This is a genomic window from Bacillus cereus ATCC 14579, assembly GCF_000007825.1.
Taxonomy (GTDB): domain Bacteria; phylum Bacillota; class Bacilli; order Bacillales; family Bacillaceae_G; genus Bacillus_A; species Bacillus_A cereus.
The window spans coordinates 2,587,861-2,605,018 of record NC_004722.1 but is presented as its reverse complement, the minus strand read 5'-3'; the positions used below and the strand labels follow the sequence as shown (position 1 = coordinate 2,605,018).

The following is a 17,158-nucleotide window of genomic DNA, read 5'->3' as shown; positions in this document are numbered from 1 at the left end:
AACCTCTGATAAAAAATTATTCAGTCAATTTTTTAGTTGAAAAGAAAATATTAAGAAAAGTAAAAGGTGAAATTGGAAGAAATAGTGTAAAAGCTTGTTCACTTATATAATTTATGTAAGAAATACAGGTAATGTATATGAAGCAATCGAAGTTATGAAAATAAAATATATAATACGGGGTATAGCTAGTATTGATATTTGGCAGCTAATATCTAATTCGGTAACCAATCAAATTAACTCATTTTACTTTCTTGGGTAAAGCTGAACCTGAATGTTCAATTATTGAATGAACATGAACATTAATTTGGGCATCACTAAAATAATTTTCGCCTTGATCCCAATTCTTACTTATTTTCTTCCATTTTTTATAATTATGCCGCTTATATACTTCTCCTAACGCTAATACATCTACCTTATATTTTTTTTGAACAAGCTTTATTGATTTTTGAATCCTTTGTTCCACCTCTTTTGAAATATCCTTCGTTAAGCGTTTTTCATTCATGAATTTTTTATGATCACTAAAATGCAACTCCGCTAAAGTACCTTCGAGAAATAGATGAATATCAAACTTCGGTTTTGTAGTATTTTCAGTAAATACCTGTATTTTTCGGTGTAGTTTATGAATTTCATATGTAATAAGCTGGTCCTTTTTACGTATGGTAAAATAACCTCCTAATTTTTCACCGATTATAAAGTTTATTCCCACTGTCTGTTCGCCGTTTAACATTCCAACACACTTGTTATCCTTCCCACGAAACAACGCAGCCCCATCCATTTCTATCCCCTGTTTTGTAGGTTTTAAGACAGGTAGTACAAAACTTCGGTTTGAAATTATCTTTTCCTGCACGTCACCAATTCTTGCTGCCTCAACCATCTGAGCATTTTTAGGAGGGTGTTCAGCTAGCATATCAATATACTGTGCCGGTAAATTTTCTGGTTTTGCATTTTGTTTCAAGATTGCTTCTGCATTTTTCTCAGAAACAAATAGACGAATATTTCTTCTCATTTCATGATCTCGAATGTATACATCTAACGTATTTTGTAAAACATTTGGATTCGATAGTAATTCTTCAGAAAAAATGATTACTTGTATATGTGGAAAAAATAAAGTACGACTAATCTTTTTAGCGATTATTCGTATTTGTTCAAACACACTATCTCCTTTTGCACTCACATCAATATAATTATTCCCTTCGCCTTTTCCACCTTCTTGCGTTAACTTACTGGGAAGTACCATTTGATACGTCCCTTTCATAATTGGATTAGATTTCTTTTCCTTAACAATATCGTAAGCGGCACCTACTACAAAGCCTCTTTCTTCTATCTCCGCTAACTCAGAGCAACCGCTGATAGCCCCAGCTATAAGCGCAATTGTTATAACTTTAAAAAGACATTTCATTTCCACCATTCCTTCATTTTATCTTATATACAATAAAAATTAGTAAAGGCGCTAACACAATAAATCTCATATCAAATCACTTAAAATCCAAATAAGCCCACTGTGTGAAAAGAAAGTTTGGATAGCGATATCTCGAGGCATAGAAGATGCACCTATATCATCACTGGTTGAAGATGCCACAAAAAACAAGTTCCCAACATCTAAGTTTTTCATCTCTATACTCAAATGATTTCAATTATTTTTGCTTCTCAAGATTCATTATAGAACCTTTATTTTTTTGATTAACTTAACAATTAATCTTCATGTAATTAAAAAGGTAGATTATTGATTTTTATGAAAGGAAAAGATGTTTATGACACTACATGGACATTCAGAATATTTACTGAAAGAATGAATGAAAAAATTACACTGTAAGAATAAATTTAATTTTGTGTTTTTTGAAGACAGCAGATGCAACGGACCTGAAGGTAGCTGTTTTAAGATGGGTGGTGAATTCGAACTTTTATTACAAAGAGCAGCTAAATTAGAGCCCTTGTTTATTATTCATGGAGGAGACAAGGTTTATACAGTAGAAAAGAAATATGTATAACACTAAACAAAATCATTATCCCTAAAACAAAATATACGGATTAACTAATGATAAAGTATACTATTTAGAAAAACAATTATATCTTACCCGGCTTAATCCTATTTTAGCAATGCATGCGCAACCTAATATAGGATGTTGGTCAACAAAAGAAGGATTTCCTGTGGTCACATCAAAAAAGTATGATGTGAATATGTTAGGTTTGTTAAATGGAATGCAAGCAGTACTTCCTCCTATGATTGTAAGCAAAACAAATACCTTAATGGGGTCCTACCACATTACCATCAACCTAAGAAAACAGGTCTCACCCCAAAAATGATAAATAAGCTTTTTCGTTACAAGAAAGCCCTAAAAATTTCATTCTGAGAGTGTAATAAAACTTTAGCTTGATAGGTATGTGGTGAAATGCCCATAAGAATAAAATTTATTAAAACTCTATATGCCTCTTTCAAATGGGCGTACTCTTTGATTCAAAACCAGATTCACTATTAATACAAAAATACTATCATTGGATCATTACAAAACACACAATAGTAAAGATATAGCATATTATATGGTGATAAAAAATTTTATGAAGGGGAATTTTATATATTCCTATAAGAAATTATACCTGCAGGAGGTAATTTCATGTTTGATAAAAACAAAATACTTCAAGCTAATGCATTTAATTCAAATTTAATTGGCCCTACACTTCCACCAATTCCACCATTTACTCTACCAACAGGTCCAACTGGAGGGACAGGCCCAACTGGAGTAACAGGCCCAACTGGAGTAACAGGTCCAATTGGAGTAACAGGTCCAACTGGAGTAACAGGTCCAACTGGAGTAACAGGTCCAACTGGGATAACGGGTCCAACTGGAGTAACAGGTCCAACTGGAGTAACAGGTCCAACTGGAGTAACAGGTCCAACTGGAGTAACAGGTCCAACTGGAGTAACAGGTCCAACTGGAGTAACAGGTCCAACTGGAGTAACAGGTCCAACTGGAGTAACAGGTCCAACTGGAGTAACAGGTCCAACAGGCTCAACTGAAAGTTGCCTTTGTGATTGCTGCGTTTTACCTATGCAGAATGTTTTACAACAACTTATTGGGGAAACAGTGCTTCTTGGCACTATTGCGGATGCACCAAACACTCCACCACTTTTCTTTTTATTTACTATTACTTCCGTAAATGATTTCTTAGTAACAGTTACAGATGGTTCCACATCCTATGTAGTCAATATTTCTGATGTAACAGGGGTAGGTTTTTTACCGCCAGGACCATCTATAACATTACTTCCACCAGTAGACATAGGATGCGAATGTGATTGTCGTGAACGACCAATTAGGGAATTACTAGATACGCTTATTGGTTCTACAGTGAATCTTTTAGCAAGTACTGGTTCTATTGCAGCAGATTTTAATGTGGAACAAACGGGTCTCGGTATAGTTCTAGGTACTTTACCTATAAATCCAACTACAATTGTTAGATTTGCTATTTCAACCTGCAAAATTACAGCTGTGAACATTCTCTAAAATGTAGAGATGTATAGTAAAAATAGAACCAAATACCCATCAGGGTAAATTTTTATTACACTCTCAGAATGAAATTTTTAGGCTTTCTTGTAACGAAAAAGCTTATTTATCGTTTTGAGGACTTGTTTTCTGAGGGTGATGGCGATGTGGTACTCCTCCATGCCCAATGCCCATCAACTTAAGAATTCAGATTTACCCCAAAATGAAAAAAGAACTTTTTGCTACAAATTAACAAAAAGTTCGTTCTGAAGGTGCTAAAAAATTTTTTCGACAAAAAATCAAAAACAGCTTAAGTCCATTGTAATTATAGGTCAGAAAACAACTGGCAGATTAACAAGAGAACGAATTTTACTATGATTATAATTTAATTGATCCGGTTTGATTGCTAGGCGAAGGTTAGGAAGCCGCTGTAGCAAAGTACCTAATGCAATTTGTCCTTCTAAACGTGCTAATGGAGCTCCCAAACAGTGATGTATACCAGCCCCAAAGGCTAAATGATTATTTTCTTCTCGTGAAATATTCAATGTTTCCGGATAAGTAAATTTCTGTGGATCAATATTTGCAGCAGTTAGAGAGAGTAGAACTAAATCACCTTTGGGAATCCTCTTTCCGTGTATTGTCATATCTTCACTAGCAAGACGGCTAATAAACATAACTGGGCCGGAATGGCGTAATAGTTCGTCAACAGCGGAAGGAATAAGGGAAGGGTTTTCCCTTATTAAATTCATTTGTTCGGGATGTTGAAGTAATGCCAGTAGACCATTACTGATTAGATTAACTGTCGTTTCATGTCCAGCGATAATGAGCAGCCAAATTGTCGAGAGAAGCTCGTTATTACTCAACTTGTCTTCTTGCTCTTTTGTTTGTACGAGCTCGCTTATCAAATCAGCATCAGGATTTAGGCGCTTTTCGTTAACTAGTGCCTCGATGTATTGAATAAATTTTTCCAAGTGTTGTTGTAACTGCGGCTCCTTCACTAGGATTCACAGAGGCGTTCATGAGTACCTTGGTCCATTCACGGAACCGGTTTCGATCAGTGGCGGGAATCCCAAGCATCTCTGAAATAACAATAATGGGTAGTGGGTAAGCAAAATCTGAAATAATTTCCATCTTTCTTTGTTCCTGTACAGCAACCAACAATTCGTCGGTAATTTGCTGAATACGGGGACGAAGATCCTCTATCATACGTGGTGTAAAGGCTTTAGAGACTAGACGACGTAGACGAGTATGATCAGGTGGATCTACACCGTAAGCATATTTGGCATATTCATCAACCAGTCAAACAGTTTAGTCGTAGCTGTATTTTCCGATCTCATTTTCGGATAGCGAATAATTAATATTAGTAAATCTCCGTTTCATTAAACAATTTACCTTATAAATTCCAATAGTCACTATTTATATCACTGTTATATTTATATTCAATCTTTTCTTTTCCACACTTTTCACACTTATAAAAACTAGCTGTACCGATCTGTCCTGTTTTAAAATTTTCACTATCTTGAGTTTTAATAAAGTTATATTTATGAATGCATCCAGGTTCTTTCACCTTATTTATCCATCCTCTTAACATAAAGTAATCAAACTCCTTTAAAGAATATTCCTCGTGGGTTTCTGTATTTATAAAATCCTACGAAATATTTTCAATCAATGACTACGTTATGCCTTAACCTACAAAATTCGTGAAATGTTGGTGCCCCCCCCTATGCTTAACTTGCATACTTTGCAAATTTCTTATCTATGAAATGAGCAACGATAAAGATAATCGGAATAAACAGTAATTTGAGAAGGGAAATGTGTGTTATACCTGTTTTTTTGATATAAACATTAAGGAAAATTGCTATCAGTACCAGAGTAAACGTCCATTCCTTCAGGAATATTCTTCTTATAGAACCTTTTTCCATACATATACCTCCCTTTTCCTAATTGTATCACTTAGATAATACGCTTATAAGAAAATTTTTCCTTTATATTATATACATGTGAAGTGAACATAACGTCCTATTATCAGTAGCAAGGAAAAAGGCATCCCCTTACTCTCACAAGTGATTCACCTTTTCTATAATTCTATGCATATTTTATCCCCCCTCCCCTGACTCAGTTTTAGGGTTCTCCTTTGTAACTAAATGAGCCGAAAAACTGTATAAAATCTTGTATGCTCTTAGCTTGTTTTTTTTTCAAAATGCTACTGGTACTCCTTCTAGTCAATTACCCCAGAGTATGTGGTGCTATCCCAGCTATATTTATTTGTAACATCTAGATGTGGAGGTGCATTATATATAATGTCTTGGTCAATTGAAGAAGGCTCGGAAACAGTCGGTCTTCATACGAAAAATGAATCATAACAAAAGCATTACTTGAAGTATGCTTTTGTTATGATTGGTAATTTTTTTAGCAAGGATTCAATATTAAAAATTCGTATCATATCCATTCTTATATATCAATAATATTTAATATCCCTAATTTAAATTTATTATTTCAACGGGTGGAAAATAACACTAATTTTATTTTGGTATAACAGGAACCCAAAGTTCATGCCTTGGTTTATGTTTTGGACCGTAATAGCATTCTATACATGGTAAATTTGCAAGTTCATACTTAGAGGTTGGGACCCACTCGGAGTACAAGCGTTTCCATGCATCCACTATGTTCGGGAAAACTGCCCATGTACTTACAGGAATAACAAGGGTTTCCATATCAGCTGGTACTTCTCCATCGTATCTTACCCCCATAAAATAGGAAAACTCTTCATCTGTTATAGCAGCATCTTTTCCGCAAACCCCCAAAAGACTTTCCAGTTTGCATTTTGGATCTTCCCATGACATATCTATCAATTCTTGCATAAAGCCATCTTTTTTCGCATTGTTCCAAAGTGTAGGAATTTTTTTAAAAGCACTGCTTGTCTTTACGCGCTTACTTTTACCTACAATTCTTAGTTCAAAATCAAGGTTTTCAATCCTGTACTCCATCTCGGTATCTCCTTTTATCGAAATTTGAAAGGAAATTCTCGGAAAAGCTTTTAACTGTACTCCTTTATTACGAGCGTTAGAAGGAGTTATTCCATGCATTTTTTTAAAAGCACGCGAGAAAGCATCAGAAGAAACATAACCATATTTAATAGCTGCATCAATAATTCGAATATCACCTTTTTGAATTTCAAATGCTGCAAGAGTTAATCGTCTTCGTCTAATATATTCTGAAAGTGATACACCTGAAATTGATGAAAACATCCTGGAGAAATGAAACTCAGAGCAACTAGCTGCCTTTGCAATTTTCTTATAATCTATGTCTTCATCCAAGCTATTTTCGATGTATTCTAATGCATTATTCATTCTTTCTAACCAATCCATAAGTTTACTTCCTTTCAAGGATTTACTTTAATACATAACAAACAAAAATAACCGATATTTCATGCCTAAAAATGTCGGGACAAAAAGTACACGCTTTAATATATAGTGCATTCTTTTCCAATGTTTTTTCTTTATCTGAAGAAACTATTATTCAATAAAAAATCTAAATTATTTCGCCTATAAAGTTTATGATCGACCCACTGATTATAACTTTATATAATTACATCTAATTTTTTCATACCATCTTTTGAACATATCATTTATGTTTTGAAATTAAATTTTGATATTTACTTGCGTACCATTACCTAGTGTTTCTAATACAGCAATAATTAATATTGTGTTACATTAGGTTACCGTGGCTTCCATAATTAACTTTGAAAGAATTTGAATAATATTTTTTTGACTTTTATATAATACATATTTCCCATCTTTTTTACTGGTAACTAACTTTGCTTTTTTTAGTACTTGAAGATGCCTAGAAACGGCCCCCCTCGCTCAAATGGCAAATTTGTGCCAAAGATTGCGTTGTTAATGAACGTTCCTGTAATATCCTCAAAATTTGCAACCTAGAAGGCTCCCCTAAAGCTCGATAAATATCTACCATTTTTTCAATAGGTTGCTCTGGGAATGCCTGTTCTCTTGCTACTGAAGAATCATAAACAATAACAACCCCCTCTTTTATTTCGTCTACAAAAAAATGAGGCCAAACAAAATAACTAGGCATAAAAATAATAGATTCATCACTTTTCATCTGATAAATTGTTTTAAATGGTTTGTGAAGATACAATTTATTTTTATTATCAATCCAAGAAATGCGCTCTGAGGATAAGGAAGCAATAAATGCTGAAAACCCTTTTGTTTTGAGTAAGGTAGTTTGTTCTACAATTTCATTTAATAATTCACTCTTTAAATCTTCCCATATAGCCGAGAAAATTATTTGATAATAATCTGTTAGAAAATTAAGCAACCTACGGAATACAAAGGTTGGTCGCCTCTTTAAATCTTCGAGTATATTACTCTTATTACTGAAAGTAAAATCTGTCCATTCAATTCCTTTAGCTAAACTAGGTATAAATCGATTCTCCCTGTGTTCAAAGACAAGTGTTAACTCATGTAGAATCTTACGAGCATTTTTAACAGTTAATTTTTTAGCAAGTAATTCTATCTCCTCTTCAATTGTGAATACAGATTTGTAGATTCCAGGAAGTAGCGTGGGTGGAACTCCTAGTTCAAAACATAGATTAAAATATTGTAGATCCTTTTGCATTTCATTTGTTAAGTTTTTTTTAGCTTCAATAACCCATGGTAAGTGAATCCCGTGATGTTTTGGATTGTTTAATACATGCATGCTTCGAAACATTTCATTCAAAGGTGAAAAAGAAAATTGAATGCGTTGTAACAGCGTTTCTTTGTTATTTGCTATATACGGAGGAAATATAATTTCAATTCCCATATTAATGTTCTCTCCTTAAACGATTTGATAAAAACGAAATCGATAGATTATTAAGATAATTTTATTTTATCATTACATTGAAAGTAAAAACACTTAAGGAGGAAATTTATTATGTTGAAGCAAAACGAAAGACTTATGTACAAATCTGAAGCATTTGATAACGAAATGTATTGGGAACGCGTAAACCGAAGCCTTGGATGGCTAGGCAGTACCGAGGAAGAACAAGTACAAAGACAGAAAAAACTACGCGATGCTGTTGTTGGAATTGCAGGAACTGGTGGTATTGGAGGAGCACTTGCTACACGTCTTGTTAGAATGGGAGTAAGAAATCTAAAACTTGCAGATCCAGATTCATTTGATGTTTCGAATATGAATAGACAAATGGGTGCTGATCTGGATCATCTAGGAAAAAATAAAGCTGAAGTTGTTGCTGAAATGACTTACAATCTTACGAAAGATGTAAACATAGAGGTATATCCAGAGGGAATTACTCCTGAAAGTGCTGAGGAGTTTATGAAGGATTGTGATTACGTTTTAGACCAGATGGATTTTTACGAAATTCGTAATCGATATGCATTACATCGTGCTTTTCGAAAATCAGATCGCTGTAAATTCATGTTAAAAGTCCCTACAGTTGCGCATGGTACATATATTTATAAATACACAAAAGATTCTATGCCTATCGAAGAAGTATATGGAATTCCCGAAGATGCTACAATGACTCCAGAGGTTATTAAAAGACTTATGGAACGCCTTATCCCTGAAATGCCTTCATATCCAAGTAAAGAAATGTTAGATCATTGGTTTATCGACTTAGAGAGAATGCCTATTTTTGCTGGATGCCCACCGCTTGCAGAAGGTGTTTTAGCAGAGCGATTAGCATTAGCTATTACAGAACTTGATCAATTGTCAGGTGCTCAGCAATTACCAGTTCAACCAGGATACGCTATGTTTGATACTATGGCTTGGCAATCTAAAATAGTTCATGGTAAGTGGTGGTCTGAATGATCCAACCTGTAACTAAAGTCATTTTATTCTCAGAAGTAAATTCGAAATTTGGTTTACCGTTTCTTCAGGAATTAATACAAGAGCCTTCTATTTCTGTAGAGGCTCTTGTAACTAGTCCCGAAGGAAAGTTATGTTCTTATTATATTGGAGAACCTGATCAAGTTGATTTAGAAAAAGAAGCCAAAGACATTGGAATTCCCGTGTTACGACCGGATAAACTGAATTATTCTAACACAATAGAATTATTAAAAAATTATAATGCTGACTATTTTATTATTGCTAATTACCAAAAAATCTTAAAAGAAGATATTTTATCTATCCCAAAAGAAGATACTATAAATTTTCATCCAAGCCCATTACCTAGGTATGCTGGATTAGCACCTTTTTTCTGGATGGCTAAAAATGGAGAAAAAGAAGGTGGTGTTTCATGTATCCAAGTTGTACCAGAGATTGATGCTGGTCCTATTTTAGCTCAATTGCCAGTTGTGATGTCAGGGACTGAAACGGCTTTAGAAATTCGAGAGACACATTTTAAACAATCCATTATTTTACTAAAACAAGTTCTTCAAAAAATTAAAAACAATGATTTCACTTCAAAATTGCAGTTATTGTCTAATCGAACCTATTATAGTCAACCAAAAGAAGAAGATTATTTTGTAAATTGGGAACAGGATATAGAATCCATACTCCGCACTATTCGCGCTGGGTATCCACAAGGAGCTTTGGCATTTAATCATTATAATGAAAAAATCCGAATATTAAGTGCTGAAAGAACAGAATATCCTCAACCAATTCAAAGTATTGGTGTATTTCGTGAACATAACAATAAAATTCTTGTTTCTACAAAAGATGGATGGCTTCATTTACAAATGATTATAAATGATGTTTTATCAACCAGCACACAAATAGATGAACAAGAACATAATGAACAGGTAGTGTCAATTTAATGGATAATACAAATGTGGTTATAAATCGTAAAATTGACTAAATAAGTTAAATATTATCCTGAGTAAATGAAACGACAGTTCCTTTTTTATTTCGTAATTGCCTAAGTTCTAATTCCAGATCATTTATTTTTTTTACAAGTTCTGCACGTTCCAAGTCCAATAATTTATTCTTTTCGGCAAGTCGATGAACCTCAGCTTGCAAGTATCCATTATGTACTTTCAAATTATTGAATTCTATTTGGTCTATAATGGCTTTATCAATAAAGTTTTCAAGTTCTGACATTCGTTCCTGAGTTTTTCTTTCTTTATTTTTTGATAATAAATCTTGCTTTTCAATATCATCAATACGTTTTTCAATATATAAACGCAATGTATTGGGATTGTTATAAACAGTACTTTTGGAAATACTTATTGCCTTACATATCCCACGAATATTTAAGTTTATCGACTTAATTTCTTTGAGCGTTTTGTTAATTCGTTCTTCGGTTTCTAAGAAATATTGTTCAATCGTGATAAATTGTTCTCGAGTACTTTCCTTATAAAGACTTAAATCACCTAAATTAAACTGTTTTAAATGTTCCTGAGTTGCAGCTATAATGCTTTCGCGCTCCATTTTTTCACTTCCTTTTCAATATCATTAATATTCCCTATAATACTTTCCAATTCAGGATATTTGTCACAAATCCCTCCAGACCTTATTTCATCTTTAAGTAACATTAATTCGGGATTCAATTTTCGTTCAATATACTTTTTGATACCTTTTAATTCTCTTTCAAGTTCATTACGATATTTTTTGTTTTTCTCGTACAATTTTTCATTATATGCAACGATACTCGCTTTTTCTTGAAATCGCTTTAACGAGAATGGTAATTCTTCTAACGAATGAATCTGAACACCAAGATAATAAGCATCATTAATACTTGATATATATTGATTACGTTCACATAATTTATTGAAGGACTTCGCACATATACCTAATTCTGTATCCGCAATCGGGGTATTAGTTCTTGAAAGCTTAGATACGATTTCTTCTATATCTGTGAAAATATTCAGTTTGTTTTTTTTCAAAAATTTATTTATTTGATTATACACTTCTTGATATTCTTCAGTTCGAAGTTCTTCTATTATATATTTATCAGAGATGTCATTTATATTTGTATTAAGTGTCAAACCATCCTTTGTGGACCTCTTTTTCAACGTTTCAATCGCATTTATCTCTATTTTTTTTATCTCGTTAAATCTAATATAATGTTGAGTCATTTCTTCAGTTAAATGGTTCATATGTTGGCGAATAAAGTCTAGATGAAAACCTTTATTGTATAAAATTGTAGCTAATATAACTCGATATTGATGAAAAGTAACATAGTATATATCTTTATCCATTTCATCATCTGGAACAAACTTTAGCGATTTGTAGTTTCTCTTTCGCGTCACAGAGAATTGACTTACATCGTAATCGATAATTTTATCGAGCTGTAATTGATTTTGATGTCGATAAAAAAATTGTACTAGACGCATACGTAATAAACTTTTTGACACTTCTTTCCCCTTATCGTTTACAAATAAATATTGTGTTTTCCTTCTTTCTTTGTATATTTCCGTTAGCGTTCTATATGCTAGCAAGGCATTTTCTGTTATAAAACTTCTAGTCCATTTATACTTTTTTTCTTTTACTGTTTTGTAAGTTTTAAAGTTAAGATAATAAAAGACTTCATACTCACCTTTAACTCCTATTTCATCTAACATACCTATTTCTAAGATTCTGAATTCACCGATACGCATTCCAGTGTCGGCTAATAAAACAATCATACACGCAGCTGCACGTTGAGTAATGAGTAAATTTTCATTTCTTAAATCTTGAATAGCAAGAGAAATTATTTTGTTGTGTATATCCAGCGGAACAAATTTATGTTTCCCTTGTTCTCTCTCAATTTTAATTTTCCTACTGTCATGTTTATTAAGATATTTATAACAATCTGAAAAATTAACATCAGGTACTCTAAGTTCTATCTCCAACAAAAACGTCTTAATAGCCTGTTTTTTATCTGCTAAATTCCGTTCAGATGGTGCATTAGCTAAAAATCCTTTAAGAAAAGAAGCATCAATAAGATTAGGATAGTACATATAATGATTAGATAAATGATAAATGAAATCTCTAATATAATAGAATCTTTTCTTTACAGTTGTAAAACGAAGGTGTCTATTAAATAACTCTCTTAAAATCATATATTTAGCATAATTTTTATATGTTGTATCTAATTGGGTAAAATCATAATGATATGCCCAATTCTCATTTGAAAACCTTTTAAATTCATTAAATTCCCATATATCATTTGCAAAATTTATATTAGGAGTTACAGAAAAATCCACAATTTTTTTAAAATTTAAATTGATAAGTTCTGCTCTTACATTTTTATAAGTTGGTAATTCTTCTAAAGATTTAAGCTTTTGCTCCATCTTGTCCACCCCCAATTTTTTCAAGTAGTTTTACATAATAGGCTGTATATAATTTAAGTTGTGCTTCGATCATCCCTCGTTCTTGGCTATTTAATGTACTTTCTTTTAGTGTTTTTAGCGTTGTTATGTGTTTCTTAAATAACGGTATTCTATTGGCGGTAGTAGCAAAATGAGGACAAATGAGACATTCGTATTGTTCCTCTTCAATTACACAACCTCTTTGATTACATCCACCAAGTCCATCTTCTACTGGATTAAGATCTTCAACATCTTTTTCTTCCAAGATGTTCCCATATACATCAACTGATGAAACCGTAACTCCTGCAAAAATTTCAGCATATGTTTGAACTTCCGTAGCTTTACGATAATACTTCTTAGCTGTATGAATACTATTTCCAGACATTTGAACGATCACAGAAGTTGGTATTTTATCATTTATACCTTCGGTATATATATTATTTATAAAAGTAGATCGAAGATCATAAGGACGATATTTACCATCAAGCTGTCCTTCCAATTCTTTTTGATTCTTAGAAAAAGCATTCCAAAATTGCCAAGTAAAATCTATGATCCTCCCTTTTACTTGGTCATCTTCTTTCACAAATATATATTTTTTAATATCTGTACTAGCTTGACTATATGCATTTTCTGTGAGACTTATGGCCTTTTCAATAAGATTAATTTTTTCAATTGTTAGAGTCAATTTAATCTTTTGATTACCAGTTCCCTTTGAATAGTATTGAATTACACCAGCTTGCTCATATTTCTCTAAAATACAGTCTCTTTCTAAATTGAATATTTCCCCCAAACGAATTTTAGTAGTAGTGGCCAAATTAAAAATTATATAACAAAGTTCTCCCATAATACTCTGTGACCTTTTTTCTTGAAACTTTTTAGAAAATGAATTGATATCATGTTTAGTCATTGGATTTCCACCATCATAATCTTGAGGTTTTTGCTTAAGCATATCGATTAACAAGATCGGAATTTGATATTTATTTTTATAAAATTTCAAAAAGCTCCTACATGCCTTTACATAAGTATTTACTGTATGTGTATTTGTTTCTTTACCACCTATATAGAAACACCATTGTTCCAGCAAATCCGCATTCACATAGACATTCTCATCAACTTTGTTGAATTGTTTATAGCTAGAGATAAAATTCAAAAATTCAATGAGCGTATAAATATTTCTTGCCATCGTTCTGACCGACATACTAGTTTGTTTCCAAGCATAAGCTTTTAAGTCTTCACGAAGAGACTTATCTTTAATTTGTAAAAAATCAATACCGCACGGCCTATTTTTAGAAGTATTTGCATAACCATCAGAAGGTATTAGCTGCCATCTATTTTCAAACGGTACCTCTTCAAAAGGATTATAATGAATTAACTTATATCCTCTTTCATAGTAAACAGAGAAACTATTTTTCCCTAAAACGTGTTCGTTGTATAGCGTTCCCTCGAAAATATTGTGTTGAATGTCTTGCTCTTTTATAACCTTGCAAAGGTACATATAAAATCGAACAAGGTATCGAGAAAGTGTATAACTTTGTTCATTAAATAAAAGAGTTAACTCATTAAGCCTTCGATTTTGATAAAATCGATACTGTTTTTTAAAAACTTCGAACGTAAAATCAGCAATAAAATACGGCTCCTTATTCATCGACATTAAACTATAACGAAACAAGTATAAAAAATACCTTAGTAAAAGAGGTTGTTGTTCTTCACTTTGATAAAACCCTATAAGTAAGGATTTTATTTGACTGTTAGAAATATTTAAGTTAAGTATGTTGGCTTTACTACTCTTATTATCTCTCGTTATCATTTGACCTTCCGGAATAAAGTGCAGCTGGTCTAGTGAACTATTCAGAGGAAAGTTAGTGCTAATTCGATCTAAGAAATACTCATTTTTTCCTAAGGTGGTCCTTCGTTCTTCCTGAATCAGAAATTCTTTATTTTCCTTTAGTTCCTTAAAATCTACCATATTTAAATGTCTATTTTCTATAGTGTAAAGATATAAATCAGACAACATTATTCTTGCTATCCTCTTGGTTACATCACTCCAAGTCTTGTATTCTCGAATACACTTCATACTCACACAATATTGTTTCCAAGTAAAATGCTGGATAGTGTAATTTTTCAATATACTGTATAAGAATCTTTCCAAATTGTAACGAATTGAATTACGAACATATACAGAAAGACATTGATTTAAATAACTATCCTCAAAAAATTGCCAAAACAAAGATTTAAACTCTTCATTTTTTAGATGATTTTCTACATATTTTTTAAATGTCTTACTTAATTTAATTGGGAATTTATCAAATTTCAATGACTTCGTTGCTGTTGTCATAGCCTTAAACCTCTCTTGGTTAGCTTATCTTGCTTACTAGCGAAAACAATTAAGTCATCTTCTGTTGGATTAAAATATGCGCTCACACTGTTAGTATTTGAATGACGCATAACATAAGCTAATTTAATCTCATCAAACCCTTCATGTAACACCTTAAACATTGCAAAACCATGACGAAAACGATGGTTAAGATTATCAGTTTTCTTTCCTCTATCAATTTGGATCCCAACTTGTTGAAAAATGTTTTTCATAATCCTATTCCAAGCTCCGCCAGCTATTGGTGTGTAATTTTTACTAAGAAAGACGTATGCATTTCTATCAATATCCATTTCACTAACTTTATCGGCTATATTTTTTTCCAAGTAATTTTTATATGCTTTATCACTCAGGGAAAAAGGAGAAGTAGTTTCATCAATATATTCTTGAATTAAATTAAATGTTTTAGATGAAATATTAATAATTTGAAAACCACCACCCTCTATATTATAAATCTCATTAGTGTAATTATTGCGTGATATAATCTTCAAACAACCTTTTGCGTATTGCCAAGGCTTATCTGTAAAACGATTCCTTAATATTAATCGGCACCTACCTTTTTGTTTTGTTATATGTTCTCCTTGAATGTCCTCTAAAGTTAAACCTAAAACCTCACCAATTCTAAGCCCATATTCATACATTAATTTGACTATAATCTTCTCTCGAAGTGTATATTTATCCTCAATTAAATTCATAAGTTCTGAATATTCGGTGTATTTTATGTATTTAGGGACTATAGTTGTTTTAACTTCCTTTAAGTTCATTGAGTATTTGTGTACTTCTATTGCATTAGCTTTAGAGTTAAAAGCACTACCACTACCTATAATTTTTTTTATCCCACTTTGTTCTTCAAATACGTTGCCTTTTATCCCTAAATAACGAAAAAATTTTCTATAAACTCCTAAATAAGAATTAACAGTATCATTCTTCCGTACAGTCATAAAATCATACGATATGTATTGTCCAATACCTTGACCGCCTTGCAGAAAAGTTATAAATTTTTTCTTGTCATCCACATCTAAATATCTTATTTCTGTATTAAAAAGCTCAATGTATGAATAAAGTAACTTTAAAGCGCGAAGTGCTAATTCTCTTTTGCTAAATCCCTCATCTCCTAGTTCTTCATTTAGGTATTTATAAGTATCAAAATAAACTTTTCCATTTGTACCCATAACCATCATGTATAAAAAATCATTATGTCTTTTGGTGATACCAGCTACCATTACTTCATATAATAGATTTCCTCTAATTCTCTTATAACTATTTCCCCAATACCCCTTATATTCAGTGATTCTATCCATAATTCTCCTCCTCTCTAAAACTACCCTATAACTTCCAAAAATAATCTTAATTAACATATTACCATACTGGACATTTTTTAAGATAGGTTAATTTTTTGGGGCAAAAAAAATACACATCACTGTGTTTTTTAATTCCTTTTTAACTTAGTGTAGTGGACAATTTAATAAGGTAGGATAACAGCCCCACCAAATACCCCAGCCAGCAATCGTATCTGTTACGGTATGACCGATAAGTCCGATTAACAGTCCTGCCACTGGACCAAATAATGCTCCAAAAACAGTTAATATAGCTAATGCTGGTTTAATAAATGTATTCGGTGCAATAGAAAACCCCCAAAGTCCTAATATCCCGTATAATGCTGCTCCAATACCGATTGCTACTACTAACTTTGTTGATAATTTGTTCATGACAATTCCCCTCTCGTATTAGTCAACTTTTATTACTCTATATTTAATTTAAAAATGAATTATGCATCGACACTCCCTTTCTATACAACAAAAAAATGACCTCTTACATAAGAGGTCACTTTCTTTCACGTTCAAGAATCCTCTTATCTTTCAAAAAACACATCGTGTCCTCTGCGGAATTAGCACCTTCCTATAAAATTGCATAGGGGTTGCTGAGGTTTTTTAGGGCCGTTCCCTCCACCTCTCTGGATAAGTATTAATTTGTAATTCGTATTATGGCACTAAAGAATGTAAATTTCAACACTTTTCTCACTATTTTTATTTTTTATTAAACAGTGCATTTAAATC

The 17,158-nt window shown here is 32.4% G+C and carries 12 protein-coding genes, 2 pseudogenes and 1 riboswitch; of the genes and pseudogenes, 3 read left to right on the top strand and 11 right to left on the bottom strand.

The genetic code is table 11. The features are described 5' to 3' along the window. Window positions 1-238: 238 nt before the first annotated feature. Window positions 239-1,399 carry a Ger(x)C family spore germination protein gene (locus BC_RS13195; RefSeq protein WP_000649886.1) on the bottom strand — a complete coding sequence of 387 codons (1,161 nt, stop codon included), beginning with the start codon at window positions 1,397-1,399 and terminating at the stop codon, window positions 239-241. Window positions 1,400-2,612: 1,213 nt separating this feature from the next. Between BC_RS13195 and BC_RS13190 the strand changes: the two genes are divergently transcribed. Next, on the top strand, window positions 2,613-3,500 hold the full coding sequence (locus tag BC_RS13190) for an exosporium leader peptide-containing protein (RefSeq protein WP_000459802.1): 888 nt from the start codon (window positions 2,613-2,615) through the stop codon (window positions 3,498-3,500). Window positions 3,501-3,811: 311 nt separating this feature from the next. On the opposite strand, the pseudogene BC_RS13185 reads toward BC_RS13190, so the two are convergent. The 5 genes and pseudogenes from BC_RS13185 to BC_RS13165 form a co-directional block, all read right to left on the bottom strand. After that, window positions 3,812-4,807, bottom strand: a pseudogene (locus tag BC_RS13185) (cytochrome P450 family protein); the annotation flags it as partial. Between the two features lie 65 nt (window positions 4,808-4,872). Next, a complete protein-coding gene (locus BC_RS13180; protein ID WP_000943882.1) occupies window positions 4,873-5,070 on the bottom strand; it encodes a hypothetical protein in 198 nt (65 codons plus the stop codon). A gap of 136 nt (window positions 5,071-5,206) precedes the next feature. After that, entirely contained in the window at window positions 5,207-5,401 is a 195-nt protein-coding gene (locus BC_RS13175) for a hypothetical protein (RefSeq protein ID WP_000410780.1), read from the bottom strand. A 600-nt stretch (window positions 5,402-6,001) separates the two neighbouring features. After that, window positions 6,002-6,847, bottom strand: a complete 846-nt coding sequence (locus BC_RS13170) for an AraC family transcriptional regulator (protein ID WP_000383874.1) — start codon at window positions 6,845-6,847, stop codon at window positions 6,002-6,004. Between the two features lie 475 nt (window positions 6,848-7,322). After that, window positions 7,323-8,300: an ArsR/SmtB family transcription factor gene (locus BC_RS13165; protein WP_002026792.1), complete on the bottom strand. Its 978-nt coding sequence runs from the start codon at window positions 8,298-8,300 to the stop codon at window positions 7,323-7,325. A 111-nt stretch (window positions 8,301-8,411) separates the two neighbouring features. Here BC_RS13165 and BC_RS13160 point away from each other — a divergent pair, with 111 nt between their 5' ends. Together BC_RS13160 and BC_RS13155 are read left to right on the top strand one after the other, a co-directional pair. Further along, on the top strand, window positions 8,412-9,308 hold the full coding sequence (locus BC_RS13160) for a ThiF family adenylyltransferase (RefSeq protein ID WP_000917709.1): 897 nt from the start codon (window positions 8,412-8,414) through the stop codon (window positions 9,306-9,308). After that, complete coding sequence (locus BC_RS13155; protein WP_000615896.1) at window positions 9,305-10,255, top strand: methionyl-tRNA formyltransferase; 951 nt, start codon at window positions 9,305-9,307, stop codon at window positions 10,253-10,255. The genes BC_RS13160 and BC_RS13155 overlap by 4 nt, the downstream gene beginning before the upstream one ends. Before the next feature lie 46 nt (window positions 10,256-10,301). Here BC_RS13155 and BC_RS13150 read toward each other — a convergent pair whose 3' ends face one another. From BC_RS13150 to BC_RS13130, 5 genes and pseudogenes are all read right to left on the bottom strand, one after another. Continuing rightward, window positions 10,302-10,868, bottom strand: coding sequence for a hypothetical protein (locus tag BC_RS13150; protein ID WP_000439131.1), 567 nt, complete (start codon window positions 10,866-10,868; stop codon window positions 10,302-10,304). Further along, entirely contained in the window at window positions 10,847-12,712 is a 1,866-nt protein-coding gene (locus tag BC_RS13145; RefSeq protein ID WP_000435847.1) for a tyrosine-type recombinase/integrase, read from the bottom strand. The genes BC_RS13150 and BC_RS13145 overlap by 22 nt, the downstream gene beginning before the upstream one ends. Then, the gene (locus BC_RS13140) at window positions 12,696-15,065 is read right to left on the bottom strand and encodes a tyrosine-type recombinase/integrase (RefSeq protein WP_000205476.1); all 2,370 of its coding nucleotides are present in this window, start codon (window positions 15,063-15,065) and stop codon (window positions 12,696-12,698) included. The genes BC_RS13145 and BC_RS13140 overlap by 17 nt, the downstream gene beginning before the upstream one ends. Next, window positions 15,062-16,402 carry a tyrosine-type recombinase/integrase gene (locus BC_RS13135; protein WP_000375121.1) on the bottom strand — a complete coding sequence of 447 codons (1,341 nt, stop codon included), beginning with the start codon at window positions 16,400-16,402 and terminating at the stop codon, window positions 15,062-15,064. Before BC_RS13135 ends, BC_RS13140 begins: the two co-directional genes overlap by 4 nt. Window positions 16,403-16,582: 180 nt before the next feature. Further along, window positions 16,583-16,810 (bottom strand): annotated as a pseudogene (locus tag BC_RS13130) (ECF-type riboflavin transporter substrate-binding protein); the annotation flags it as partial. Window positions 16,811-16,950: 140 nt separating this feature from the next. Then, window positions 16,951-17,066: riboswitch (SAM riboswitch) on the bottom strand. Window positions 17,067-17,158: the final 92 nt, after the last annotated feature.